At 49.7% G+C, this 25,168-nt stretch carries 19 protein-coding genes; 8 read left to right on the top strand and 11 right to left on the bottom strand.

Features of this window, described 5'->3' with window-relative positions:
- Positions 1–87: 87 nt before the first annotated feature.
- The 5 genes from fabV to G441_RS0113085 form a co-directional block, all read right to left on the bottom strand.
- On the bottom strand, positions 88–1,266 hold the full coding sequence (gene fabV / locus G441_RS0113105; protein WP_026376776.1) for an enoyl-ACP reductase FabV: 1,179 nt from the start codon (positions 1,264–1,266) through the stop codon (positions 88–90).
- Positions 1,267–1,369: 103 nt separating this feature from the next.
- Entirely contained in the window at positions 1,370–2,473 is a 1,104-nt protein-coding gene (locus G441_RS0113100) for a TRAP transporter substrate-binding protein (protein WP_034475168.1), read from the bottom strand.
- A 13-nt stretch (positions 2,474–2,486) separates the two neighbouring features.
- Positions 2,487–3,854, bottom strand: coding sequence for a TRAP transporter large permease (locus tag G441_RS0113095; protein WP_026376774.1), 1,368 nt, complete (start codon positions 3,852–3,854; stop codon positions 2,487–2,489).
- Complete coding sequence (locus G441_RS18660; RefSeq protein ID WP_034475140.1) at positions 3,854–4,360, bottom strand: TRAP transporter small permease subunit; 507 nt, start codon at positions 4,358–4,360, stop codon at positions 3,854–3,856. The genes G441_RS0113095 and G441_RS18660 overlap by 1 nt, the downstream gene beginning before the upstream one ends.
- Positions 4,361–4,495: 135 nt before the next feature.
- Positions 4,496–5,113: a BamJ family beta-barrel-assembly machinery protein gene (locus G441_RS0113085; RefSeq protein WP_026376773.1), complete on the bottom strand. Its 618-nt coding sequence runs from the start codon at positions 5,111–5,113 to the stop codon at positions 4,496–4,498.
- A 182-nt stretch (positions 5,114–5,295) separates the two neighbouring features.
- On the opposite strand from G441_RS0113085, the gene ppc reads away from it, so the two are divergent.
- On the top strand, positions 5,296–7,914 hold the full coding sequence (gene ppc / locus G441_RS0113080) for a phosphoenolpyruvate carboxylase (RefSeq protein WP_026376772.1): 2,619 nt from the start codon (positions 5,296–5,298) through the stop codon (positions 7,912–7,914).
- A gap of 86 nt (positions 7,915–8,000) precedes the next feature.
- Positions 8,001–8,408, top strand: a complete 408-nt coding sequence (locus G441_RS0113075; protein ID WP_026376771.1) for a hypothetical protein — start codon at positions 8,001–8,003, stop codon at positions 8,406–8,408.
- A gap of 43 nt (positions 8,409–8,451) precedes the next feature.
- On the opposite strand, the gene mdh is transcribed toward G441_RS0113075, so the two are convergent.
- Complete coding sequence (gene mdh, locus G441_RS0113070) at positions 8,452–9,387, bottom strand: malate dehydrogenase (RefSeq protein ID WP_026376770.1); 936 nt, start codon at positions 9,385–9,387, stop codon at positions 8,452–8,454.
- Between the two features lie 165 nt (positions 9,388–9,552).
- Here mdh and argR point away from each other — a divergent pair, with 165 nt between their 5' ends.
- The gene (argR, locus tag G441_RS0113065; RefSeq protein ID WP_026376769.1) at positions 9,553–10,017 is read left to right on the top strand and encodes a transcriptional regulator ArgR; all 465 of its coding nucleotides are present in this window, start codon (positions 9,553–9,555) and stop codon (positions 10,015–10,017) included.
- A gap of 98 nt (positions 10,018–10,115) precedes the next feature.
- On the opposite strand, the gene G441_RS0113060 is transcribed toward argR, so the two are convergent.
- Entirely contained in the window at positions 10,116–13,244 is a 3,129-nt protein-coding gene (locus G441_RS0113060; protein ID WP_026376768.1) for a TonB-dependent receptor, read from the bottom strand.
- A gap of 361 nt (positions 13,245–13,605) precedes the next feature.
- Here G441_RS0113060 and udk point away from each other — a divergent pair, with 361 nt between their 5' ends.
- From udk to G441_RS0113045, 3 genes are all read left to right on the top strand, one after another.
- On the top strand, positions 13,606–14,229 hold the full coding sequence (udk, locus tag G441_RS0113055) for a uridine kinase (RefSeq protein ID WP_026376767.1): 624 nt from the start codon (positions 13,606–13,608) through the stop codon (positions 14,227–14,229).
- Positions 14,230–14,265: 36 nt separating this feature from the next.
- Positions 14,266–15,477: a NupC/NupG family nucleoside CNT transporter gene (locus tag G441_RS0113050; RefSeq protein ID WP_026376766.1), complete on the top strand. Its 1,212-nt coding sequence runs from the start codon at positions 14,266–14,268 to the stop codon at positions 15,475–15,477.
- A 110-nt stretch (positions 15,478–15,587) separates the two neighbouring features.
- Complete coding sequence (locus tag G441_RS0113045) at positions 15,588–16,427, top strand: isopenicillin N synthase family dioxygenase (protein ID WP_026376765.1); 840 nt, start codon at positions 15,588–15,590, stop codon at positions 16,425–16,427.
- Here the strand turns inward: G441_RS0113045 and G441_RS18655 are convergent.
- Positions 16,393–17,253 (bottom strand): M20/M25/M40 family metallo-hydrolase, encoded by an 861-nt coding sequence (locus G441_RS18655; RefSeq protein WP_169726084.1) that lies wholly within the window; start codon positions 17,251–17,253, stop codon positions 16,393–16,395. The two genes, G441_RS0113045 and G441_RS18655, sit on opposite strands and share 35 nt — an antisense overlap.
- 89 nt (positions 17,254–17,342) lie before the next feature.
- Positions 17,343–18,536 carry a transglutaminase-like domain-containing protein gene (locus tag G441_RS0113035; RefSeq protein ID WP_026376764.1) on the bottom strand — a complete coding sequence of 398 codons (1,194 nt, stop codon included), beginning with the start codon at positions 18,534–18,536 and terminating at the stop codon, positions 17,343–17,345.
- A 212-nt stretch (positions 18,537–18,748) separates the two neighbouring features.
- Here G441_RS0113035 and G441_RS0113030 point away from each other — a divergent pair, with 212 nt between their 5' ends.
- Entirely contained in the window at positions 18,749–20,044 is a 1,296-nt protein-coding gene (locus G441_RS0113030; protein WP_026376763.1) for a M24 family metallopeptidase, read from the top strand.
- 334 nt (positions 20,045–20,378) lie between these two features.
- Here the strand turns inward: G441_RS0113030 and G441_RS0113025 are convergent, their stop codons facing one another.
- Both G441_RS0113025 and katG read right to left on the bottom strand, forming a co-directional pair.
- A complete protein-coding gene (locus G441_RS0113025; protein ID WP_169726083.1) occupies positions 20,379–21,344 on the bottom strand; it encodes a PAS domain-containing protein in 966 nt (321 codons plus the stop codon).
- Between the two features lie 197 nt (positions 21,345–21,541).
- Positions 21,542–23,827, bottom strand: coding sequence for a catalase/peroxidase HPI (katG, locus tag G441_RS0113020; protein ID WP_026376761.1), 2,286 nt, complete (start codon positions 23,825–23,827; stop codon positions 21,542–21,544).
- A 293-nt stretch (positions 23,828–24,120) separates the two neighbouring features.
- On the opposite strand from katG, the gene G441_RS0113015 reads away from it, so the two are divergent.
- Positions 24,121–25,119, top strand: a complete 999-nt coding sequence (locus tag G441_RS0113015; protein ID WP_026376760.1) for an aldo/keto reductase — start codon at positions 24,121–24,123, stop codon at positions 25,117–25,119.
- Positions 25,120–25,168: the final 49 nt, after the last annotated feature.

The raw sequence follows: 25,168 nt of genomic DNA, 5'->3' as shown, positions 1-25,168 counted from the left end.
TTTTTTACGACAGGGTGACAGCTGCACTTTACAGTGCAGGCCGAGAATAGGTCAGCTGACGGCATCGGCGCCGCCAGCTCAGGTTATTTACCAACCAACCTGTGGGTCAACGTCAGCGTCATAGTCGACACCGTCGATATCAAACCCGAATAGCTTAAGGAACTCATGGTGGTATCCGGCATAGTCGCTAAGCTCGTGGAAGTTTTCTTGTGTTACCTGGTCCCACAGCGCTTTAATCTTGGCCTGAGTGGCGTCGTTGGTCTCTTTACCATCCATACGCAATCTGCCGGCTTCATCCAACTCTGGCTGCTCGGCGAACAGTCTCGACGTAAACAAGCCGTGGATTTGCTCAATACACCCTTCGTGGGTGCCCTCCTGCTTCATTACTTTGTAGATGAGCGAGATATAAAGCGGCATGACCGGAATAGCCGAACTTGCCTGAGTGACCAGTGCTTTAAGTGATGAGACATAGGCTTCAGCGCGCTTGTCCTTGTGTTTAGTGCGGATAGCCTGTGCGGCTCTATCCAAATCCTCTTTCGCTTTACCGATGGTGGCATGACCGTAAATAGGCCAGGTCAGCTCTTTGCCAATATACGTGTAGGCAGTGGTTTTGCAGTCATCAGCAAGTACGCCAGCCTCACCGAGTGCGTCCATCCACAGTTCCCAGTCTTCGCCGCCCATGACTTTGACGGTGTTAAAGATCTCTTCATCGTTGGCAGGTTCAAGCTCTACCTCATGGACAAGATCTTTATCCGTATCATAGGTTTTCGTTTTATATGCCTGGCCTACTGGTTTCAGGGTAGATTTATACACTTCACCGGTTTCAGGATCGGTGCGGCGCGGGGCTGCCAGACTGTAGATCACCAAATCTACCTGCCCGAGATCCTGCTTGATGACGTCAATCACCTGCTGTTTCATCTCGGTCGAGAAAGCGTCCCCATTCAACGTCCTGGCATACAGACCTTGTTCCTGAGCTTGCTGATGGAACGCCGCTGTATTATACCAGCCTGCCGTCGCAGTCTTACGCTCTGTCGGTGCTTTTTCGAAACACACGCCCAGCGTGCTCGCACCATAGCCAAACGCACTGACAATTCGCGATGCCAGGCCATAGCCGGTTGAGCAGCCGAGTACCAGCACATTTTTCGGGCCGCTGTCGTAGCCACCTTGCTGTTTTACGTACTGAATTTGTTCTGATACTGACGCAGCACACCCCATTGGATGGGCATTGGTGCAGATAAAGCCTCGTACTTTCGGCTTGATAACCATAGGACTCTCAATTGTTTAGATAAATTGCCCTTATTGTAGTGAGCAGCTGCCAGATAACAACTCTGAGCAGCTGCCTGAAGGTCGGATGATGTAGACAACATCCCTAGCGATTTTTGAAATATTCCTGTTCGGAAAGTCGATGGTATTCTTTTACGCCGGTGTAAAACTTCATGTATGACTTGTAGATCTTGGCAAACATGGGGTCGGCTGCAGACTCTTCCGCCAGCACCTCTTCCGTTGCCACTCTGAGCGCTGCCATCACATCATCAGGCAAAGGCAGCACCTCTATCTGCGGGTTGTCGATAAGCTTTTGCATCGCCGTAAAATTGCGTGCGGTGTACTCGTTATGCATATCCTGATTCACTGCCCGTGTTGCCACTTCAACAATCGCCTTTAAGTCATCCGGCAAGCTGTTATAAGCCTCTTCATTGACGATGAACTCAAGCTGAGTGGCAGGCTCGTGCCAGCCGGAATAATAGTAATATTGCGCGGCTTTATCCAACCCAAACGCCACATCATTGTATGGTCCAACCCACTCTGTGGCGTCAATCGCACCGGTTTGCAGGGCGGTGAAGATTTCTCCGCCAGTCAGCGCCACTGGAAGTCCACCTACTTTTTCCAGTACTTCGCCACCGAGGCCAGGTATGCGCATTTTCAGGCCCTGTAAATCATCAACAGTATCAATACGCTTTTTAAACCATCCGGCCATTTGCACACCGGTATTGCCACCGGCAAAAGGGATAACGCCAAAAGGTTGATACAGCTCACGCCATAATTTCAGGCCATCTCCATAATGTAACCAGGCATTCATTTCCGTCGAGTTCATGCCAAATGGAATGGCGGAAAAGATTGGCGCTGCTGGCATTTTGCCTTTCCAGTAGTAAGAGCCAGCGTGGCCCATTTGTACCGTGCCTTGTGACACGGCATCGAATACTTCAAATCCGGGTACCAACTCGCCAGCGCCATACACTTTAACCTGCAAACGGCCATTGGACATGCGCTGAACCATTTCAGCGAAGACTTCAGGTCCACGACCTAGTCCGGGGAAATTTTTCGGCCACGAGGTGACCAGTTTCCATTTATAGGTTTGTTGAGCGACTGGCGCAGTGTCATCAGACGTGCTTTGTGGCTGACCGCCGCAGGCAGACACCAGCAGAATCATCACAGCGAGCGCAATGCGCGTCACAATACGAGAAAACGAAGTCATCATAATAAAACTCTCAACCATATAGCGTTGTAGGAAGCCATGTCACCAAGTTAGGCCATATTGCTAACGCAATCAATAACATGGCCTGGATGACGATAAACGGTATAACACCTTTATAGATATGTGAGGTATGCACCGATGATGGTGCAACACCGCGCAAATAAAACAGGGCAAAGCCGAATGGTGGGGTTAAAAATGAGGTTTGCAGGTTGACGGCAATCATAATGCCTAACCAAATTGGATCGACGCCCATCGCCAGCAGTACTGGGGCAACCAGCGGCACCACCACGAAGGTGATTTCGATAAAGTCGAGGATGAAACCGAGCAGGAAAATGACCACCATGACAACCAGCATGGCACCAAATACGCCACCCGGTAAATTCGCAAACAGCTCTGCGATCAACTCCTCGCCGCCATAGCCTCGAAATACCAGCGAAAATACCGAAGCACCAATAAGGATGAGGAACACCATGGATGTGACCTTCATGGTATTGCCCATTACATCCGAAAGGCGTGACCAATCCAGCTGCTTTCGACTTAACGCAATCAGAATAGCGCCCATCGCGCCCACTCCGGCTGCCTCCGTCGGAGTCGCGAAACCTGCCAGAATTGAGCCTAACACCACAATAATTAATAACAATGGCGGAGCCAGTGCGGTCAACAATGCTGATAATGCGATGTTATCGGCAGTATCTGCGCGCTCAGGAAATAGCGATGGTTTCACTTTCGAAAGAACAAGGACATACATCAGATAAAGGGCAACCAGTAGCATACCCGGCACAATGGCGCCGACAAAAAGATCGCCTACAGACACGGACTCAGGTGAAAAAATCCCCATACTCAGCTGTGCTTTTTGGTACGCACTCGACAGCACATCGCCCAGCAAAACCAATGCGATAGAAGGCGGAATAATCTGTCCCAGGGTACCGGTCGCACATATTGAACCCGTTGCTAAAGAGGGCGCATAGCCACGTTTTAGCATAGTGGGTAAAGATAATAAGCCCATAGTGACGACCGTCGCGCCAACGATGCCCGTACTTGCTGCAAGCAGCATACCCACAACGATAACCGATATGGCCAGTCCGGCGCGAAAACGACCGAACACCTGCGCCATGGCAGTGAGCAGGTCTTCTGCTACTCGCGACTTCTCCAGCATCACTCCCATAAATACAAATAGCGGCACGGCAATCAACGTCTGATTGGTGATGATGCCATACAGGCGACTGGGTAAAGCGTATAAATAAGCAGCTTCAAAATGCCCACTCAGAATACCGGCTCCGGCAAATAGCAGTGCGGTGCCGGCCAGAGACAGCGCAACAGGGTAGCCTGCCAGCAGCACAATGCATACGGCGGCGAACATGACCAGTGAGATGTATTCCATCAGCCCTGCTCCCCGTTGCTACGATACTGGATAGCTTGAGTAATGATTTCAGCAACACCCTGCAAAAACATGCTTATTGCAAATAATGGGATCAGACTTTTCAGGATGAAGACTAAAGGCAAACCTCCTGCTTCCTGCGAAGACTCCAGAAGCGACCATGATGTTGCCACATAATCCCAGCTAAGAAAGATAATCACGGCATTCAGTGGCAGTAAAAATAGTACGGTGCCTGCGATATTCACCAGCGCCTTGCGTTTGGCACTGAAACGGCGATAAAAGATATCCACTCGCACATGCTCATCCACTTTTAATGTATGCGCCGCACCTAGTAAAAACACCATGGCATGCAAATACATGACAGATTCCTGCATGGCGATCCAGCCTAGATTAAAGCCATAGCGGAGCACCACTATGGTAAACATGATCAACACCATCAACAGTGTGAACATACTGACGAGCTTCGACAGACCGTCATTGATCGAATGAATAATGGACGCGATGGGCATAGTAAGACACCGACCAGGACTTGGTTTTCTTGTTGTGGGCTGAATTATTCACAAAAACGTTACAATTGAAAACCGATTCCGGCCCACAGGTAATAAAAAGCCCCGACTTCGCGGGGCTTTCTAAACTCGCTTTGTTTACAATATGTCAAGCAACTCAACATCAAACACCAGCGTGCTGTAAGGACCAATGGCCGCGCCCGCGCCCTGCTCGCCATACGCAAGTTGGTGAGGCACATAGAGACGCCACTTTGAGCCAACAGGCATCATTTGCAGCGCTTCAGTCCAGCCCTTGATCACGCCGTTAACCGGAAATTCAGCAGGCTCTCCTCGCTGATAGGAACTATCGAACACCTGTCCATCAATCAGGGTACCATGATAGTGAGTACGTACTGTTGACGTCGCACCTGGTTTTTCACCATCACCAGCTTGTAATACTTCATATTGCAGGCCTGATTCCGTAACAGTCACTTCATCACGTTTGGCATTGTCCTGTAAAAATGCCATGCCCTGCTCGATTGTTTCTTTATGCTGCTCTGCTTTAGCAGCCTGCATGCGCTGGTGAATTTCATTAAACGCCGTGCGCAGTTCGTCATTGGTCACCTGCGGCGCCTGCCCGGTGAAGGCATCGGTAATACCGTCCAATACCGCGTCAATATCAAGCCCATCAAAAGGGTTTGAGGCCAGTTGCTGGCCCATTTGCATGCCGATGCCGTAGCTGGCCTGTTGCTCGATTGTGGAAAACTTTTTAGTCACTTCACTCTCATTTCTGTCGTTATGGTGGCCGGCGAGTATAGCACAGCCGCATCACTCCGTTTTAACTCTTTAGGAAACCCATTGAATGATTTATAGCAAACTGATTTAGACAAAGCGCGCCCTGATCCAGTAGCCTGTAGGATAAATTTCAGGACATCACATCTCTAAACGAGGAACATGCAATGGCAGACAACCTGGATGCTGAATTCAAAGAAACGGTTCGCTACTTGGGTACGGTGCTAGGAGAGACGATTAAGGCCCAGTTAGGTGAGGAATGGCTGCAAAAGATCGAAGATATCCGCTTGAACGGACGCGCGTCACACCAAGGCGATGATAACAGCGCCGCGCATCTTAAGGCTCTGTTTGCTGACATGTCAGATCAGGATCTGCTCACCGTTGGCAGGGCCTTTGCGCAGTTTCTTAATCTGGCCAATATCGCCGAGCAGGAATATAACAGCAGCACTGAAATCGATCAGTCGCTGGCTGATGTGCTTGACCACTTTGACCGGGCGCAGACCTCTGTTGAAGAAATCAAACAGGCCATTAATAAGTTGAATATCGATCTGGTGCTCACCGCCCACCCGACGGAGGTGACGCGTCGCACTCTGATCCACAAACATGGTGAGCTGGCGCGCTGCTTAAGAGAAGTCCACCAGGCAAACTTACAGCCCAACGACCGACAACGCCTGGAGTCACGTATCGCTGACTTGATCAGTCAGGCCTGGCATACCGAAGAGATCCGTTCAATACGCCCCACGCCAGTTGATGAGGCAACCTGGGGCTTCTCTGTTATCGAAAACTCTTTGTGGGATGCGGTCCCCGACTTCTTGAGAGAGTTGGACCAGCGTCTCAACAGTAAACACGGCATAAGCCTGCCCCTTGACGCCTCGCCAGTGCAGTTTAGTTCATGGATGGGTGGCGACCGTGATGGCAATCCGTTTGTGACCGCTGAGGTCACAGAACGAGTCCTCTATCTGGCCAGACGCCGCGCCGCCAAGCTGTTCGCGGTCGATATCGATAAGTTACAGATTGAACTGTCAATGTCAGATTGTAATAACAGTCTCAGAGAACAGGTCGGTGATGCCCGCGAACCCTATCGCGCGCTGTTGCGTCCTTTACTACAACGTATATTAGCGACCCGAGACGGAATTACTGAGATGCTGGCGGGTCAGCCAGTCGACCAGTCAAAATGGATAACCAGCAAACAGGAATTACTTGAGCCGTTAATGGCATGCTATCAGTCCCTGTGTGACTGCGGCATGTCAGTCACTGCCAACGGCGCATTGCTGGACACTATCCGCCGGGTACACTGTTTTGGTCCTACCTTACTAAAACTGGATATTCGTCAGGATTCGGGCCGTCATGCGGATGTATTCGGTGAACTGACCCGACACTTTGGCCTCGGTGACTACTGTCAGTGGAGTGAAGAAGACAAGCAGGCGTTTTTGCTGCGTGAACTGGCGTCAAAGCGTCCTCTGTTTCCACATAACTGGGCACCGTCTGCTGATGTAAAAGAAGTGCTAGACACCTGCAAAACCATTGCCCGACACAGTCAGGAAGGGTTTGGCATCTATATTATTTCGATGGCCAGCGAGCCGTCTGACGTGCTGGCTGTGCAGCTGTTATTGAAAGAAATGGATGTCAGTTGGCCAATGCCCGTCGCGCCACTGTTTGAAACGCTGGACGATCTGAATCACTCGCCAACGGTAATGCGCAAGCTACTCAACGTTGACTGGTATCGTGGCTACATCCAGGGACGTCAGTTTGTCATGATTGGCTACTCAGACTCTGCTAAAGATGCGGGTGCGCTGGCAGCTGGCTGGGCGCAATATGAAGCGCAGGAGGCACTGGTCGAACTCGCAGAGGAGTTCAACATCACTCTGACCTTGTTCCACGGACGCGGCGGCACCATAGGCCGGGGCGGTTTACCCGCGCACCAGGCCATACATTCTCAACCTCCAGGTTCCCTTGATGGCGGCTTCAGAGTCACCGAGCAGGGCGAGACTATTCGATATAAGTTTGGCATGCCGAAATTAGCCCGTCGTTCGCTGGGCATTTATGCCAGTGCGATTCTCGAAGCCATGCTGTTTCCGCCACCAGCACCTAAGCAAAGCTGGCGCGATGTGATTACTGACATGGCTGCTCACGGGCGTGATAACTACCGTGCGATTGTGCGTCACAACAAAGATTTCGTGCCCTATTTCCGGGTTGCCACCCCTGAACAGGAGCTTGGCAAATTACCGCTGGGCTCTCGACCGGCGAAACGCAAACCCACTGGCGGCATTGAGAGCCTGCGCGCCATCCCATGGATTTTTGCCTGGGCACAAACCCGGTTGGTTTTACCGTCGTGGCTGGGAGTGATGAGAGCAGTGAAAACCGTCAGCGCAGAGCAGGACGATAAAGTCATCACCGATATGCTGGATAACTGGCCATTCTTCCGTTCTCGTCTATCCATGCTGGACATGGTATTCCAGAAAGCGGCCCCAAGGATCAGCGCCGAATATGACAAAGAGCTGGTCCCGGCAGACCTCCAGCACTTTGGCGAAGCCCTGCGTACGGAACTCAGTGAGTCGATTGACGTGTTACTCACATTGACCGGCCAGACTGAAATTATGCAGGATGATCCCAGTGGTAAGGAGTCCATGAATATTCGTGCCGGCTACCTTCAACCGCTGCATTACTTGCAAATTGAGCTGTTGAAACGGATCCGTCAGCAGGAAGATCAGGCCCACGCGACGTTGGAGCGGGCAATGATGGTCACCATCGCAGGTATTGCTATTGGTATGCGTAATACAGGCTAAAAACGGTCACCATCAATGCAATGAATGCACACGTTACCGCGTGAATAAGTAATAATGTACGCAAAAGTTAATACGAGAGTAACGCGGTGGCCTGGTCATTTAGCGAACATGGAAAACTGCATGCATACGTCGACGACAATATTCTGGTCGTAGAAGGCGAAGGGCCATGGAACAGCGAACAGCTGGAAAAAACCACTCGCGATGCACGCAGCACGTTAGAAGCGCTGTATGGCAAACCGTGGGGCGTGATGACCGTGATGCGCGGTGACGCTGTTTACATCCCAGAAGCGGCAGAAAGCCTGGTTAAGCTGATCCGGCGCGAAAAACACAAGGGACGGCAGTGCACCGCTATCGTATTGAAGGACTGTGCAAAGCCGGTGTTTTGTCGTCAGCATCTGTCGGCGATCTACACTGAAGCAGAGGAGAACTTCGCGTTTTTTGAAACCGAAGACGAGGCAAAAAGCTGGCTCACCGAGCATATTCATTCAGCATAAAAAACCCGTCTCAAGGACGGGTTTTTCACACATATTTGGCGAATTAGCCGTTAGCGAAATCTACGCCCATCTGAATGTCACCACGCAGACCTTCCAGCATCGATTCTTTAGCTTCCTGTTCAAAGCTGCTCAGCTTGCCGTAAGGCAGAATTTCTTCCACGCCATCTTTACCCAGACGGACAGGGTGGGCGAAGAACGTTGCGTCGTCGCTGTTGACTTCAACGTAAGTGTACTCAACCACGTTGTCACCTTTCATTGCGGCAACCAGAGACAAACAGAAACGCGCTGCCGCCTGGCCCATTGACAGGGTCGCTGATCCGCCACCCGCTTTCGCTTCAACCACTTCGGTGCCAGCGTTTTGGATACGCTTGGTTAGCGCTGCGACTTCTTCGTCAGTGAAGCTCACGCCCTCTACCTGAGACAGTAGCGGCAGGATAGTGGTACCTGAGTGACCACCTATCACCGGTACGTGCACATTTTCGGTGCTCAAACCTTTCAGTTCAGCAACGAAGGTTTCTGCACGGATCACATCCAGCGTGGTCACACCGAACAGTTTGTTCTTGTTGTACACGCCCTTCGCTTTCAGCGTTTCCGCTGCGATTGCGACAGTCGTATTGACCGGGTTGGTAATAATACCGACGCATGCGTCTGGACAGTTATCAGCGATCGCCTCGACCAGGTTCTTTACAATGCCCGCATTCACATTGAACAGGTCAGAGCGGTCCATTCCAGGCTTGCGCGGCACACCCGCCGGGATCAGGACAATATTGCAGCCTTGCAACGCTGCAGCCAGGTCATCTTTACCAAACCCTTCAACTTTTACGTCGGTAGGGATATGGCTCAGATCCACAGCTACACCAGGTACCACAGGGGCAACATCATACAGGGCCAACTCGGAACCTGCTGGTAACTGGGTTTTCAGTAACAAAGACAGGGCCTGACCAATACCACCGGCAGCACCTAAGACGGCAACTTTCATAGTTATCTCCTGTTTGGATTCAAGAACAGATTGGGGCCGAAACAGTACTGTAAAAGTGGTAAAAACTCAATCACACCATGGTCTGTAAGTGATCTAAATAGTAGATAAATTGCCTGTGAACGGACAATACGGCAGAATTGTCGGTCTGACAGCTGTGGAGGCGGTATGGCCAACCAAAAACAAGAAGAACTGATCAAGGCATTCAAAACCATTCTCAACGCGGAAAGTTATGGCTCTCAAGGCGACATTGTTGATGCCCTGAAAGAGCAGGGACATGACAATATCAGTCAGTCCAAGGTCAGCCGTATGCTGAGCAAATTTGGCGCGGTAAGAACCCGCAACGCACGGGGTGACATGGTGTACTGCCTGCCGCCAGAATTAGGCATGCCAACGGCGAAAAGTCCATTAAAGCAGCTGGTACTGGATACCGTGCATAATAATGTGATGGTGATCATTCGTACTAGCCCCGGCGCTGCACAGCTTATCGCCCGCTTACTCGATTCACTGGGAAAACAGGACGGTGTATTGGGTACGATTGCCGGTGACGATACTATCTTTATTGCACCAGCCGACATTAATGAGATAGAGGCACTACGTAAACGCGTTGAAGCACTTTTCGAAAATGTGTGAGCGTTAAATAAAACTAGTCCATCTGTCTTGAAGTAAGTTCCAGACGTAAAAAAACCGGCTCAGTGTGAGCCGGTTTTTTTTCATATCAGATAGCCTGATTAGAATCTGTAACGAACACCCAGACGGATTTCGTACAGAGACGCATCAGATACAACAGACTCAAGTCCAGGCGTGATAAATTCGTTGTACACGAACTGGCCGTTGCCGTTGATTGACGCATCGACGATTGGCTGTGTACGTGGGAAGCTTGCTTCCTCTAGTACGCCCCAGTCATCGTTCAGGAAGTTGCCGAAGTTCTCGATCACGAAGAACGCTTCACCTTTATGACCGTCCATGAAGCCTTTGAACTCCTGGCTTACGCGCAGGTCGAACTTGGTCCACCAGTCGCTGTTCTTGCTGTTACGGGCCATAATTTCGCCGCGAGCAAGCCCTTGGTCTTCGATGAACTGGTTGAATGCAGCCAGATCGAAATCTTCACCATATACGACGTTTGCATCGTTAACTTCTGGGATATATACCAGGTTGTGGCTGATGAAGCCCACAGAACTACCAAAGCCTGGGTCACCGTCAAACGCAAAGCTGTACGGACGACCCTGGTTGGCACGGCCGAAAACAGTGATGCGCGTGTCGTAACCGTCGAAGAACTCGTGAGAGTAGCTCAGACGGAACGTAAAGCGGTGTGGGATCTCGTAGTTTGACGTCGCAGCGCCTGGGTTTTCTGCATCATATACAGCTGGGCTGATATAGTTAGAAAACGCTACAGAGCTGGTCATTGGGCTAACGTCGGTTGCATCTACGTAAGCATAAGACACGGACCAGTCTACACCGTTATCCATTGACTGCTGCAGAGCAAATGACACAGTAGTCGACTCACCAGAATCGCCCTTAACATTTGTCAGCATGAAGTCCTGTGAACGACCGTTTACGCTGTCATATACAGGACGACCGTCAGGTGCACTACCTACCAATAAGCGGGTTGCATCGCTGATAATGGCTGCGTCCTGCTTCTTGCTATACAGGTAATCCATCATCAGGATCATGTCGTTGTCAAAGGTGTAAGTGGCACCCAACGCATATTTCCACTCTGACGGGATTTCGAAGTTAGGATCCTGGAAGTTGATACCACCATTACGACCCTGACCATTTGCCACGGCATCAAACAGCTCTTGTGGGATGTCGTAGATTGGACGTCCCTGACCGGTGAATGCCATGTCGAATACTGAGGTACCAGAACGGTCCTGGTTTTCCAGCTGGATCACGCCGTTGTTTGAGTAGTTGTTTGAAATCCAAACGTTCGGGTTACCACCAGAGTAAAGACCGATACCACCACGGATTTCCCAGTTCTCATCATACTGCCAGTTAACACCTAAACGAGGCTGCAGCAGATCAAGACCGTCCAGGTTTTGCTGGTTAGAGAAACCATAAAGGTCTTCTACGATTGGGTTCAAAGGAGGAACATCATCACTTGAGTACCAGTCATAACGAAGACCGAAAGTGATAGTCATGTCCTGGTCAAGCCAGTAGTACTCATCCTGCACATATAATGTGCTGATGTCGTAAGAGAAGCTTGCTGCTGCATCATTCGGGTTATTTGAACCCGCCGCGTTTTCGTAAGTAATGCGGTTAGGTGTACCCGCTTCGAAATCGTCGATTGAGCTAAAGCGATACTCACCCTGTGCTTCCTGGATGAACAGGTTGAATACGTCCAGAGACTCATGCTCGAAACCAGCAGAGATAACGTGGTCACCAGCGATATACGTACCGGTCAGCTTGAGAGTATCTGTTGAATACTTAAGCTTGTTAGCATGACGAGAATCGTCCGCTCCAAGGTAAACTGTGGCGCGTGAGCCGTTGTTAGAGGTACGAATCTGCACTTCACCGAAGTCAGTGCCGCCCAGCGGATCGACGAATGCTTCAAAATCTGACGTACCGATACGCAGTTCAGTAGAGAAGTTATCTGTCCAGTCTGAGTACAGTGAACCAACGTATGACTCCCACTCACCGCGCTGACGGTAGTAGTGGTTGGAGAATTCAAACTCGTTTGAATCGCCATCTGATTCACGAACTGTGTCACCGTCGTTGTAGTTATACACTAACGCGAAGCGGTGATTATCGCTGATGTTCCAGTCGATTTTAGCCATGATCTTTTCGTCTTCAACCGGCAGGCTGGATACGAATGGGCCTGGATCGTAGCCATACAGGTCACGGGCGATCTGCTCGATACGGTCTAACTGAGCCTGAGACACACCTAGAACAGGTACTGCGGCATTAGAATCAGCAGCGCCACGATCGAATAGCTGTGAACCTTCCAGCTTTTCGTAGCTACCGAAGAAGAACAATTTGTCTTTCAGAATTGGGAAGCCGACGTTGAAACCGTAACGGTCTTCGTCAAAGTCACCGACGTTTACGTCGTTGCCTTGCAGCTTGTCACCACGCAGTGAGTCGCTGGTGTAGTCATAGAACACACTACCTTTCAGCTCGTTGGTACCAGATTTGGTTACCGCGTTGATGGTACAGGCAGTGAAACCACCGTACTGAACGTCGAAAGGTGCCAACTCTACAGCTACCTGGCTGATTGAGTCATAAGAGAATGGGATACGAACAGTCGGATAACCGTTGCTGTTCAGACCGAAGTTATCGTTGGTACGGATACCGTCAACCGTCAGGCTGTTGAAGCGAGAGTTTGAACCCGCACACTGAACCGCATCGTTGAAACCTTCGTCGATATAAACACGAGGGTCGATGGCGATAACGTCTTTGATGTCACGGTTAATCGCTGGTGCATACTCCAGGTCTTCCAGACCGAAGTTAGCAACTGGGCCATCGGCACCGTATGCTGAGTTAACCACAGAGCCGGTTACAACGATTTTCTCAACAGCGGCCTGAGACTCAAGACCGATATTCAAGGCCAGGTTTTCACCCAGCGTCAGGTAAACATCATTGACCGTCTTGCTACCGCGAGAGTCCGTTACCACTACAGTGTAAGGACCGCCGACCGACAGACCACGCAGGTTATAACGGCCAGTGTCGTTGGCAGTGATAACACGAGTGTTGCCAGTACGAGTGTCAGTGATGGTGATTGTGGCGCCAGCTGCCAGTTCGCCGGATGAGGTAATAACCGTACCGCCGATACCCGCAGTGGTTTCCTGTGCCAGAGCTGGGCCAGATAAGCCCACAGACACAGCAACCGCAATCGCAACGCGATTGAGTTTCGCTGATTTGAACATGTTGTATTTCCTAGTAGTTGTGTGTGTATATATTCTTATTGAGAAATATTGCAGTTTTATTACTGCTATTGCTCAAGTATTGACCAAGCAATCTCTGATGTCCACTGCCAAAACATGATGAAAAAACATGCTGTGTCGCTACAGCCCGCAGCCTACCTGGTCTAACCAGTCGTCGTACTTTTTTCACATGATTTGGCGCAGCAAAAACTATACACAAGCTTCTGTTTTGCCGGCGCGTACACTACACCAAAAACGGCGAAAAATCACTAAAGAGATCATTATCTGCGCACTTTTCACCTGACTTTTAGCTCGTTAATTAGTATCTTTGCGCACAGATTTAGCCAGCTCACATATTACTCGCATGCAATCGCCACTTATTATCGCCATTTCCGGCGCATCAGGGTCAGGAAAATCACTGTTTACAGAAAACCTGCTGAACATGTTTAGCATTGAAGGAAGACCGGTACAAATCCTGCGAGAAGACCATTATTACCGGGCACAAGACCACCTGCCAATGGAGGAACGTGAGCGTAATAACTACGATCATCCCAATGCTTTTGAGCATGAATTGCTGTGTGAGCACTTGCAACAGCTCAAATCAGGACAGGCGATTGACTATCCGTTTTATTGTTTCAAAACCCATACGCGCTTGCCCCACACTGAAAAACTTGAACCAGCACCGGTCATTATTCTCGAAGGCATAATGCTGTTGGCGACTCCTGAGCTTTTACCCTTGTATGATGTGAAAATATTCATCGATACGCCGTTGGATATCTGTCTGATGCGCAGAATGATGCGTGACGTAAAAGAACGTGGCCGTTCTCTGGAATCGGTAGCAATTCAGTATGAAAGTACGGTAAAGCCCATGTATCATCAGTTCATTGAGCCAAGCCGCTTTACCGCTGATGTCATTGTTACTCAGGGCGGCGAGAACTTAATTGCACTGGATGTAATACGCTCGCATATTCAACAAGCGTTGCTTTAATCTGCTCGCAGTTAGATCACAGGAATAAAAATAATAATGATCAGTCTTCTTGGAATTGCATTTCTTCTTGGCGTTGCCTTCTTACTTTCATCTCACAAACGTCATATCAAGTGGCGAACAGTGAGTGGTGCCTTCGCTATCCAGGCCTTGTTAGGTGCTTTCGTGTTGTACTTTGAGCCCGGCATTCAAATGCTACTGGCCATGACCGAATTCGTGGCCAACATCATTGCCTATGGTAATGAAGGGATCACGTTTTTGTTCGGCCCCATTGGTGACAAGTCGCTGGCGTTTATTTTTGCCTTTAACGTACTGCCCATCATTGTGTTCTTCTCGTCACTGATCACGGTGCTTTATCACCTTGGGGTGATGTCCTGGGTCATCCGTATCATTGGTGGTTTTCTACAACTGGTGTTGCGTACCAGTCGTCCGGAATCAATGTCAGCAGCAGCAAACATATTTGTTGGCCAGACTGAAGCCCCTCTGGTGGTAAAACCTTTTATCCCGCGTATGACCAGTTCAGAGCTGTTCGCGATTATGGTAGGCGGACTGGCGTCAATTGCCGGTTCAGTGATGGCAGGCTATGCAGGATTGGGCGTCGAGCTTAAGTACCTGCTAGCAGCAAGTTTCATGGCGGCCCCTGGCGGGTTGCTGATGGCCAAACTGATGATGCCGGAGACTGAACAGGCAAAGAATGAGCTGGAAGAAGTTAAATCAGACACTGAAAGCTACGCCAATATATTTGATGCTGCCGCGCACGGCGCCACTTCGGGCATGCAGCTTGCCTTCAACGTCGGCGCTATGCTATTGGCCTTTATTGCTCTGATCGCACTGTTAAATGGCATGATCGGCTGGGTCGGCGCCCTGTTTGGATTTGAAGACGTCACCTTCCAGCTGCTGCTGGGATACGTGTTCCAGCCGCTGGCATTTTTGATTGGCGTGCCGTGGCAGGAAGCCCAGCTGGCGGGCAGCTTCATTGGTCAGAAAGTGGTGGTTAACGAATTCGTCGCCTATCTGGACTTCATGAACTACAAAGAGCAGCTATCAGCACAAACTCAGGCAACTGTGACCTTCGCCCTGTGCGGCTTTGCCAACTTTTCGTCTATTGCCATTCTGATGGGCGGCATTGGCGTTCTGGCGCCTAACCGTCGTCAGGAAATTGCTCGCCTGGGACTGAAGGCTGTTCTGGCTGCGACGCTGGCCAACCTCATGAGTGCTGCGCTGGCCGGATTTTTCGTCAGTCTTGGATAAGCTTGACCTGCATCAACCTTGACAGCAGAAAGACATAAATAATGCGGCCCGCGCTTGGCGCGATGGGTTTAGTCACTATAATGTGCCGCAAAGCTAAGTAGAGAGATTTTATGAAACTAGAAGCAGTTGATTATCTGGCGCCTGACGCTGACAAAAAGTTTGTTGAGTCACTACGGGAAACCGGGTTTGGTGTATTGAAAAATCATCCTATCAAGCAACAGCAGGTCGATGATATCTACACCAGTTGGCAAGCTTTCTTCGACAGCGAAGAAAAACATGACTTTCTGTTTAATAAAGACACACAGGACGGCTTTTTCCCGATAGAAGTGTCTGAGGTCGCCAAAGGTTTTAAAAAGAAAGATATTAAAGAATACTTCCACTATTACCCGTGGGGAAAATGTCCGACTGCACTAAAACAGCAGCTTGCTGATTATTACCAAGCCGCAACTGGCCTGGCCGCAGAACTGCTCAATTGGGTTGAAGCCCATTCACCTGCTGAGGTTGCAGCTAACTATCGTGAACCTTTGTCGCATATGATCAAAGACAGCGAGCAAACGCTGCTGCGCGTTTTACACTACCCGCCGCTGACAGGTGACGAGGAGCCAGACGCGATTCGCGCCGCGGCCCATGAGGATATCAATCTGTTGACCGTCCTGCCGGCTGCCAACGAGCCGGGTCTACAGGTAAAAGGAAAAGACGGAAACTGGCTGGATGTGCCCTGCGACTTCGGAAATTTAATCGTGAATATCGGTGACATGTTACAGGAAGCCAGCGGTGGCTGGTTCCCGTCAACGACGCACCGCGTGATCAACCCACAAGGTATGGATGTGACGCGTTCACGTATATCACTGCCTCTGTTCCTGCATCCCCGACCTGATGTGGTGCTGTCAGACCGCTATACAGCAGACAGCTATCTCAAGGAACGTCTTCGCGAACTTGGCGTGGCGTAAACGTTATATTTGCCATTTTTCGCAGCAATATCAGGCTGGCCTCGGTGGCCGCCTGATAAAACGCCGGCGGGATAGACTCAGCCGAATCTTCATCAGTGTGATACGTCCCATGCTCTGCCACACCAACGAAAAGATAGGGTATGTCGTGGCGCAAGAATGCGCCGTGATCGCTTGCCTGCCGATAATTATTACGCCGATTCACATACCCTCGTCTAACGTCCCGATGACCTTTGATAATGCAAAGCGTTCCTAGTGCTTCTGTGTCATCAATCAATTGTTCAAAGGCGGGGTGACTGCCTGCACCAGAGATATACAGCTTATATCGATGCTTGCCTTGTCCAAGCATATCCAGATTGAGATTCGCCACTATCTGGTCAAGAGACACTGGCGGCGACTCAACGAACGCTTTCGCACCATACAGGCCCTTCTCCTCGGCATCGGTGGCCAGGAAAAGCACACTGTACGGCAAAGGCTGCTGCTTGATACTTGCTGCCAGAGCCAACATCGCGGCAACGCCCGATGCGTTATCGTCGGCGCCGTTGAACACCCGTCCCCCCTGCTTGCCGAGATGGTCATAATGGGCGGTAACGACAATAAACCTGCCAGAAAAACCATCACCGGGTACCACGCCTAGCACGTTGACTCCCGATATATCACTTCCCACCTTTGGGTAGTCGAATGGATGAAAGTAGTCATCCCTGGCGACAGGTTGCAGACCTATCTCTGTGAAGCGCGCAGCGACATACTGCCTGGCCATTGCAGCGCCCCGAGTTCCGGTTCGTCGTCCCTGCATCATATCATCAGCCAGGGCGTACAGGTCGCTCATCAGAGAGTCATCATTAATTAGACCACGAGGGCTGACATCCGCGCACTGTGAGTGCGCGGACAGGCTGACTATCATCAGGATAAAAACAATCAGGTACTTGATGCAGTACCCCTGTTTAGCTGGCTGAGCAGGTCGAGTTTGCCCTGATAGCGTTCCTGATCCTGATCCGTTTTGGCACGGCGCTTAGCGATTTCAATATAGTACCGACTGCGCTCTTCATCACCCAGCGCCATAAACGCTTTGGCCATTCCAAAGTAAATTTCGTGTCTGGAACTGTCCAGTGCTAACGCACGCCTGTAGTGACGAATTGCATCTTCAACATGGCCCGTATCGAGTTCTTGTTCGCCCAAAATAAAGTGGTAAAACGGATTATCATCCCGTTTGTGATGCACACGTTCTTTTATTTGATTGGCCAGCTGCATATCTCCCGTGTATTCATACAACATAGCCAAATTTTCCCAGGCGGTGAGATTATCCTCATCGATACTGATTGCCTGCTTGTAGGCTTTTTCAGCTAATTCATAATGTTCATTTAATCGGTACAGGAACCCGAGGTTTACAAACGGTGAGTCAAAGCTGGGATCGACTTTGATCGCTTCTCTGAAGTAGGCATAGGCTTTACTGTACGAGCCATCCAACAAGGCATCTGCGCCCTTATTGTTATAAAACATAGAGATAATGGTTTTCTTGCGAGCAATCTGTTTTGGGAAGTGATTGCGTGTGGTTTGCGGGTCAAAGTCGACCACCAGCCCCGTGTTTAGCAGGCGCACCATGTTAGGCTCATCCTGCGGATAAATAACCAGGTTAATGTGCCCGTTCAACAGACTGAACCCCTCGCGACGGGTCCAGTACTCGGGGATCTTGATGTCCTGAAAACGCACCTCAAAGCCCGCCTCCCTCGCCATGGCATAGGTCATAATTGACATGGATAAGCAGTTTGCAGCGCGATTATGGAATGTATCAGTGGCGGTGGTATTGGCCGCATTTTTGTACAGCAAGTTGAATTCTGATCGGTCAAAGATACTGTCGACCAGCGCTTCCATTCGCTCGGAAGGTTCGTCAATTTCGCGGATTACATCTTTGACAAATGCTTTGGCATCATCATCCAGCGCAAATATCTGTTCTGGCGTTTCCAGACGGTACAGCACGTAGTCTTTGAACGCCTTGTCATCTAATGTGTCGTGGGGTGCAGGCTGTTGTGCATTGACTACCTCGGTAGTACTTTGACAACCACCGAGTAACAACAGGCCAATTAACCCCATCACCGGGAATACATACTTCATATCACCCCCTATGCAACTGCTTTAAGCGTAGTGCCTGGCTGCAGGACTTGCCAGGCTGCTCATCACAAAAAAATGCCTATTCAACGAATAGCAGCACCCTCTGTTTTTGACGCAAAAATGACGAATTAATTCAATCTTCATTCACCACAAACCATCACTTGAATGTCGCTAAGCCGGCAATTAATCTGAGAAAAAAACACGTGCCAACTATTATGCTCAGAATCCTATTTATACTTTCATTACTCGTTAACTCCGCTGTCGCTTCTAACTGGAGTGACCCTTCACCCTGGTTTGACATCAGAAAACAGCGTATTCAACAACTTCTTCCTGACGCCATGCAGCGTGCCGACATTGATGCATGGTTAATCCTTTGTCGTGAAAATAACAATGATCCACTTGCTGACCATATCGGCTGCGAAAATGCAGGCTCATTGGCGGTGTTTATGTTTTTCTTCGCTGACAATGGGTTTGATTCCATCGCATTCAGCCCGATAGGCGAAGCGACAGCACTGGCGGAGATGGGCATCGTTAATAATGTGATATCGGTCCCCCGCGGAGAGTCAGCGCTGGATGTCGCGAGTCAATTTATTAAATCAGCGAAATTTACACGCATCGCCGTCAATACATCATCAACAAACGCGCAGGCAGATGGCTTGACTCACTCCCAGCACATCGCGCTCGAGCAAACACTGGGGGCTTCGCTGGCGAAACGTCTCGTCAGCTCAGAAGAACTGGTGTATCAGTGGCTCGCAATTAAGCTTCCGGAAGAAGTTGAGATTATGCGCCAAGCCGCCGAACTGACTGAAAAATGGCAGCGAGAGGCATACGCTACGGTTATTCCGGGTAAAACAACGGATGCCGATGTCGCCCAGTTTTTGAAAATGAAAATGGCAGAACATGGGGTCACTGATGCCTGGGCGCCGGACCAAAACCCCAACGTGAATTCCGGTCAGGATCGCGGACATTCTCACGCGACCGACAAAGTGATCATGCCCGGTGATGTGATCCAGACCGATTTTGGCATTCGCGTCCATCATCGCTGGGTCACTGATATCCAGCGATTCGCTTATGTACTAAAACCCGGTGAGACAGACCCGCCGGAGAATATTCAACACTATTGGCAAAGTGCAGTAGAAGGCAGAAACGCTGCTTTCGCGGCGATGCGCCCCGGCGTTAGAGGTGTCGACGTTGATTCAGCACAAAGAGCCGTTATGCAGCGTACAGGCTCTGAGCATGTGATGTGGAGTACCGGGCATCCCGTCGGCTATGTGGCTCATGATACGGGGCCCAACTTAGGCGGTTCTCAAAGCCCTGAAGTGCGGCCCGCTTCGCAGCGAAAACTACGCGCGGGAATGACCTTTGCCTTTGATGGCTTTCATAGCTGGCTGCGTGATGACGGCACGTTTAAAACGATATCGGTAGAAGACATGGTTGTGATCACCGACGATGGTGCAGAATTCCTGATCCCACCTCAACAATCACTAATTCTTATCCCCTCAAGTGAATGAAGTCACTACTTTTTTGTAGTTTGTCACATTTAAAGCCGAGCACCGGCATACTTTTATGTAGCTCATAATGTGCTGAGGCAGATACTACCCGCAACATTTAAAGCCTCCCAAAATATTTACCGGCCTCTCAATATACGACAATTTTCGAAGTGAAGTAGTAAGCTCGATACTTAAAGTGAAGCCGGTGCGGGTGACCTGCTTTTACTGAACAACATAGTCATGTTGACGCTTCAGTGTAATGCGCAGAAATCATATTCGTATACGATAGTTGTTCGAGAAAAGAGGTATTAACTATCAAGGAGGCGGTGAGTTACGTGTGTTACTTCACATCTACTTAACCCATTTTAAGGAAAACAATAATTTGTCGTGCACTTGCAATTATTGAAGCATCAAGGGAATGGATATCGTCTGAGGTTTGATCGACGAATATATTCACAAACCAGGTGCATAATTCTTCTACGAGTTCTCGGAGCGACTGCAGCGCAATGCCACTTATTTTTTTACTCTTAAGTTCATCAAACGCAACGGATAGTTTCTCTATAGCATCAGACACGTCTATAAACTCAATCAGAAAACTGATTTGTTTGGAAAACTCGTTTATTAGACTCACTATCTTTTGACATTCGGCAATATCATCCAAACTCTCTACATGAAGAATGATCAATGACTGTAATTCATACAGGGTATCTTCGATGGCAGCCAAGTCATCTTTATCAATCGGTGAGTCCAGAAGGTATTCTCTTGCACTGAGCGCAGGTCTATTTAACGTTGGAACGATGTCATTTACTGCGTCATCGAAGTCAAAGAAAATGTCATCACTGCTATTTTTTGAGACGCTTGACAATGAATTGGCTTCCAACCGAGCCATCTTTTTCTTAAGCGCTTTATTTTCTTTGGTAAGGTTATTGAGTATAGCCCAAGCATGACTTAAATCCCTTTGAACTGAAAAGAATCCAATAACCTGATTGGCGTCATTTTTAAATGGCGTAATGTTCCATCGCACAGGATAAGTGGTTTTATCTTTTCTATAATTGAAAGAGACACCGGTAAAGCCTTCGCCTTTCTGGAGGCTTTTTGCCAGTTGTCGAAGCGTACGCGGATTACTTCGCGGCCCTTGAAGTATTGAAGGGGATTGTCCTAGAAGTTCATCCTCGGAAAATCCCGTTATATGACAAAACGCGGGATTAACATAAACCGTCTTGTAGAATCCCTCCGCCTTGTTGTCGGTGGCAATAACAGGCAAGAATGATTCATCGAATAGCTCTTTCGCAAATGTTACCAGTTGGCCTACGGACTCCACGCTAACAAACTCCACATTAAAACCGATGTGCGGTAAATAGTATTTGGTTACCTATATTTCAAGTCATCAAAGTCTGCTTTCTAAATGTAATATAGACTCTTACAATCGTTTCTACACAGTGACAACTGATTGGCCACACAAAATAAGTAAAAAAGCCGCGAATGGATCGCGGCTTCTCGTTTGACCGACAGTAGCGGTTACAGCGAATGTTTGAGATCGAAACGGTCCAGCTGCATCACTTTCACCCATGCATCGACGAAGTCTTCAACAAACTTCTGCTTGGATGTGTCGTAAGCATATACTTCTGCCACCGCACGCAGCTCAGAGCTTGAACCCGCAATCAGGTCTACAGGCGTAGCTGTATACTTCTGCTCACCAGTCGCGCGGTCCACTCCAACATACATACCGTCAGTGCCTGACTTCTGCCATTTGGTGGACATGTCCAGCAGGTTAACGAAGTAATCGTTGCTTAGTACGCCTGGATTTTCAGTGAATACGCCGTGCGAGTTACCATCGTAGTTGGCACCCAGCACTCGCATACCACCCAGCAGTACTACCGTTTCTGGTACAGTCAGATGCAGTTGGTCAGCACGTTCAACCAGCATCTCAATCGGAGACTCATAGCTAGTTTCCATGTTGTAGTAGTTGCGGAACGCATCAGCTGACGGCTCAAGCAGTGAGAACGAGTTAACGTCGGTCATTTCCTGCGTTGCGTCAGTACGACCTGGTACGAACGGCACGTCAACATCGAAGCCAGCGTCAGCAGCAGCTTTTTCAACCGCAGCAGCACCTGCGAGAACAATCATATCGGCCATAGAGATCTTAGTAGAGCCCATGAAACGACCGTTGAAATCTTCCTGAATTTCTTTCAGCTTCGCCGTCACTTTGCTGACCACATCAGGATTGTTTACTTCCCAACTATTCTGTGGCGCAAGCATAATACGTGCACCGTTAGCACCGCCGCGCATGTCAGAGGCACGGAAGCTTGCCGCTGCAGACCACGCAGTGTGAACCAGCTCAGTTACGCTCAGACCTGAATCCAGCACTTCTTTCTTTAGGGTGGCGACGTCATCACTGTCGACCAGCTTAAAGTCAACTTCTGGCACAGGGTCCTGCCAGATCAGCATTTCATCCGGTACATCATTACCCAAATAACGGGCGCGAGGACCCATGTCACGGTGTGTCAGCTTGTACCATGCTTTACCGAATGCAATGCGATATTCTTCCGGGTCTGCAAGGAAGCGCTCGGCAATTGCCTTGTATGCTGGGTCATATTTGAGCGCCAGGTCAGCCGTGGTCATCACTGGAGGGTTTTTCTTACCTTCTACGTGTGCATCAGGTACTGACGTGTGTAGCTCTTTGTTTTTAGGCACCCATTGAATTGCGCCAGCCGGGCTGCGGGTCTGCTCCCACTCGTTGTTGAGCAGGTTAGACAGATACAAACTAGTCCAGCGAGTAGGTGCCTGTGTCCATGCACCTTCCAATCCACTTGTTACAGTATCTTCAGAGTGACCTTTACCACACTTATTAATCCACCCCAGACCTTGCTCTTCAATTGGCGCACCACCTGGCTCTTTACCCACGCACTCACCTGGCTTGTGCGCGCCGTGCATCTTACCAAAGGTGTGACCACCGGCAATCAGCGCTACCGTTTCTTCATCACTCATCGCCATACGGCCGAAGGCTACACGAATATTTTTGGCTGAGCCGACCGGATCAGGCACGCCTTTTGGACCTTCTGGGTTGACATAAATCAGACCCATGTGTGTGGCACCGAGTGGACGCTGTAATTTACCATCGCGTGTTTCACGATCGCTGGCCAGCATTTCCACTTCCGGACCCCAATAAACCAGATCTGGCTCCCAGTCATCTGCACGACCGAATGCAAAGCCATAGGTCTTAAAGCCCATGTCCTGCATACCGATATGCGCCCCCAGCATGATCAAGTCAGACCATGACAGTGCTTCACCGTATTTTTGCTTCACTGGCCAAAGCAAACGCTTGGCTTTATCAAGGTTACCGTTATCCGGCCAGCTGTTCAGCGGGTCGAAACGGATTTGACCACCGTCACCGCCACCGCGGCCATCAAGCGTACGGTAGGTACCTGAGCTGTGCCATGCCAGACGGATCATCAATGGGCCATAGTGCCCCCAGTCAGCCGGCCACCAGTCCTGAGACGTAGTCAGTGTTTCTTTAACATCAGCGTATACCGCCTCTACATCCAGGTTCTGGAACGCTTCAGAGTAATCAAAGTCAGCGCCGTACGGGTTTGAACGCGCGTCATGATCGCGCAGCGGCGACAGATCAATTTGATCAGGCCACCAGAATTTATTCGACTTAGGTTGGAATGCTTTCGCAGTACCAGAGCCCATCGCACCAGCGGGTTTCGTCATTTCTTTTTTGTGGCCGTGGTTATCAGCAACCGCACCGAATGACGCCAATGCGACAGCAACGGCAATTGCGGGTAGGGTTTTTCTTAACATTCTATTCTCCTTGGTTACACATAATGGCAACGTCGCAAATAGGGTAGACCGAAATTTCTAATTACGCGATATTCGTTTGAATGTAAAAATCGATTGATAAAATCAAAAAAACCTATGACCACTGCATCATCTCTTTTACATCACTCAATCTGTGTATGAAAAAGTCAACAGTTACGATCAAATGATGGAGTAAGTAGTGAAGTTACCTCGCACTGGTTATGTTTTACTTTTCATAATGGCATCTCAGACGTTTTACGTTACCCTGTAGGTTTTAGGCAAGTCAGGAGCATGGTATGGCGGTAACCTACAAACGCCTCGGAAAATCAGGTGTGCTGGTCAGTAATTTGTGCCTGGGCACGATGAACTTTGGCTGGCACACCAGCAAAAAAGACAGCTTTGCGATCATGGATCGCGCGCTGGAGCTGGGCATCAATTTCTTTGATACAGCTGACGTTTACGGCTGGGAAACCTACCACGGTTACACTGAAGAAATAATTGGAGAATGGATTGCGCAGGGTGGCCAGCGCCGTGAAAATATCATTCTCGCAACCAAGGTGTATAACCCTGCTCACAAAGATAAAAATGACACCGAACCGAATCGTTCAGGCACCAATCTTAGCAGCCTGAAAATACGTCGGCATCTTGAAGCCAGTCTGAAGCGACTGCAAACCGATGTGATTGATCTTTATCAGGTCCACCATATTGACCGTCAGTGTTCATGGGAAGAAGCCTGGGATGCCTTTAATGATGTGCAGACCCAGGGTAAAGCGATTTATATTGGCACCAGTAACTTTCCGGCATGGCAGATTGCCTCTGCGTGCGAAAAAGCCAAACAGCGCCATCGACAGGGGCTAGTCAGTGAACAAAGTGTCTATAACCTGAATAATCGCCATGTTGAACTTGAGGTGCTGCCAGCCTGTGAAAACTATGGTCTTGGCTTTATTCCATACAGCCCTGTGGCCGGGGGATTACTGGCTGGGGCTCTGGAGAAAGAAAAACAGGGACGACGCGGTGGAGAATGGTTAAAAGACGCAGTAATCGAAGAAAGGCAGCGCATTGCCGACTATGAAGATCTGTGTCGCGAAATCGGCGCAGACCCTGCCATTGTCGCCATGGCGTGGTTATTCCACAACCCTATTGTCACTGCGCCTATCATTGGTCCAAGAACCATGAAGCATTTAGAAGACGCCGTCGCAGCGACCGAATTAAGGTTGGATGAGGAAGCATTGGCAAGGCTCGACAAACTGTTCCCTGGTCCTGGCGGCCCTGCACCGGAGGCGTACGCCTGGTAATAAGCCGATGTAAGGCATACCCTATAAAAAATCCGATGCCCTTACGGTG

It is taken from the genome of Aestuariibacter salexigens DSM 15300 (assembly GCF_000429145.1).
GTDB lineage: Bacteria > Pseudomonadota > Gammaproteobacteria > Enterobacterales > Alteromonadaceae > Aestuariibacter > Aestuariibacter salexigens.
The sequence above is the reverse complement of the archived record's forward strand: the minus strand, read 5'-3'. Positions and strand labels throughout refer to the sequence as shown.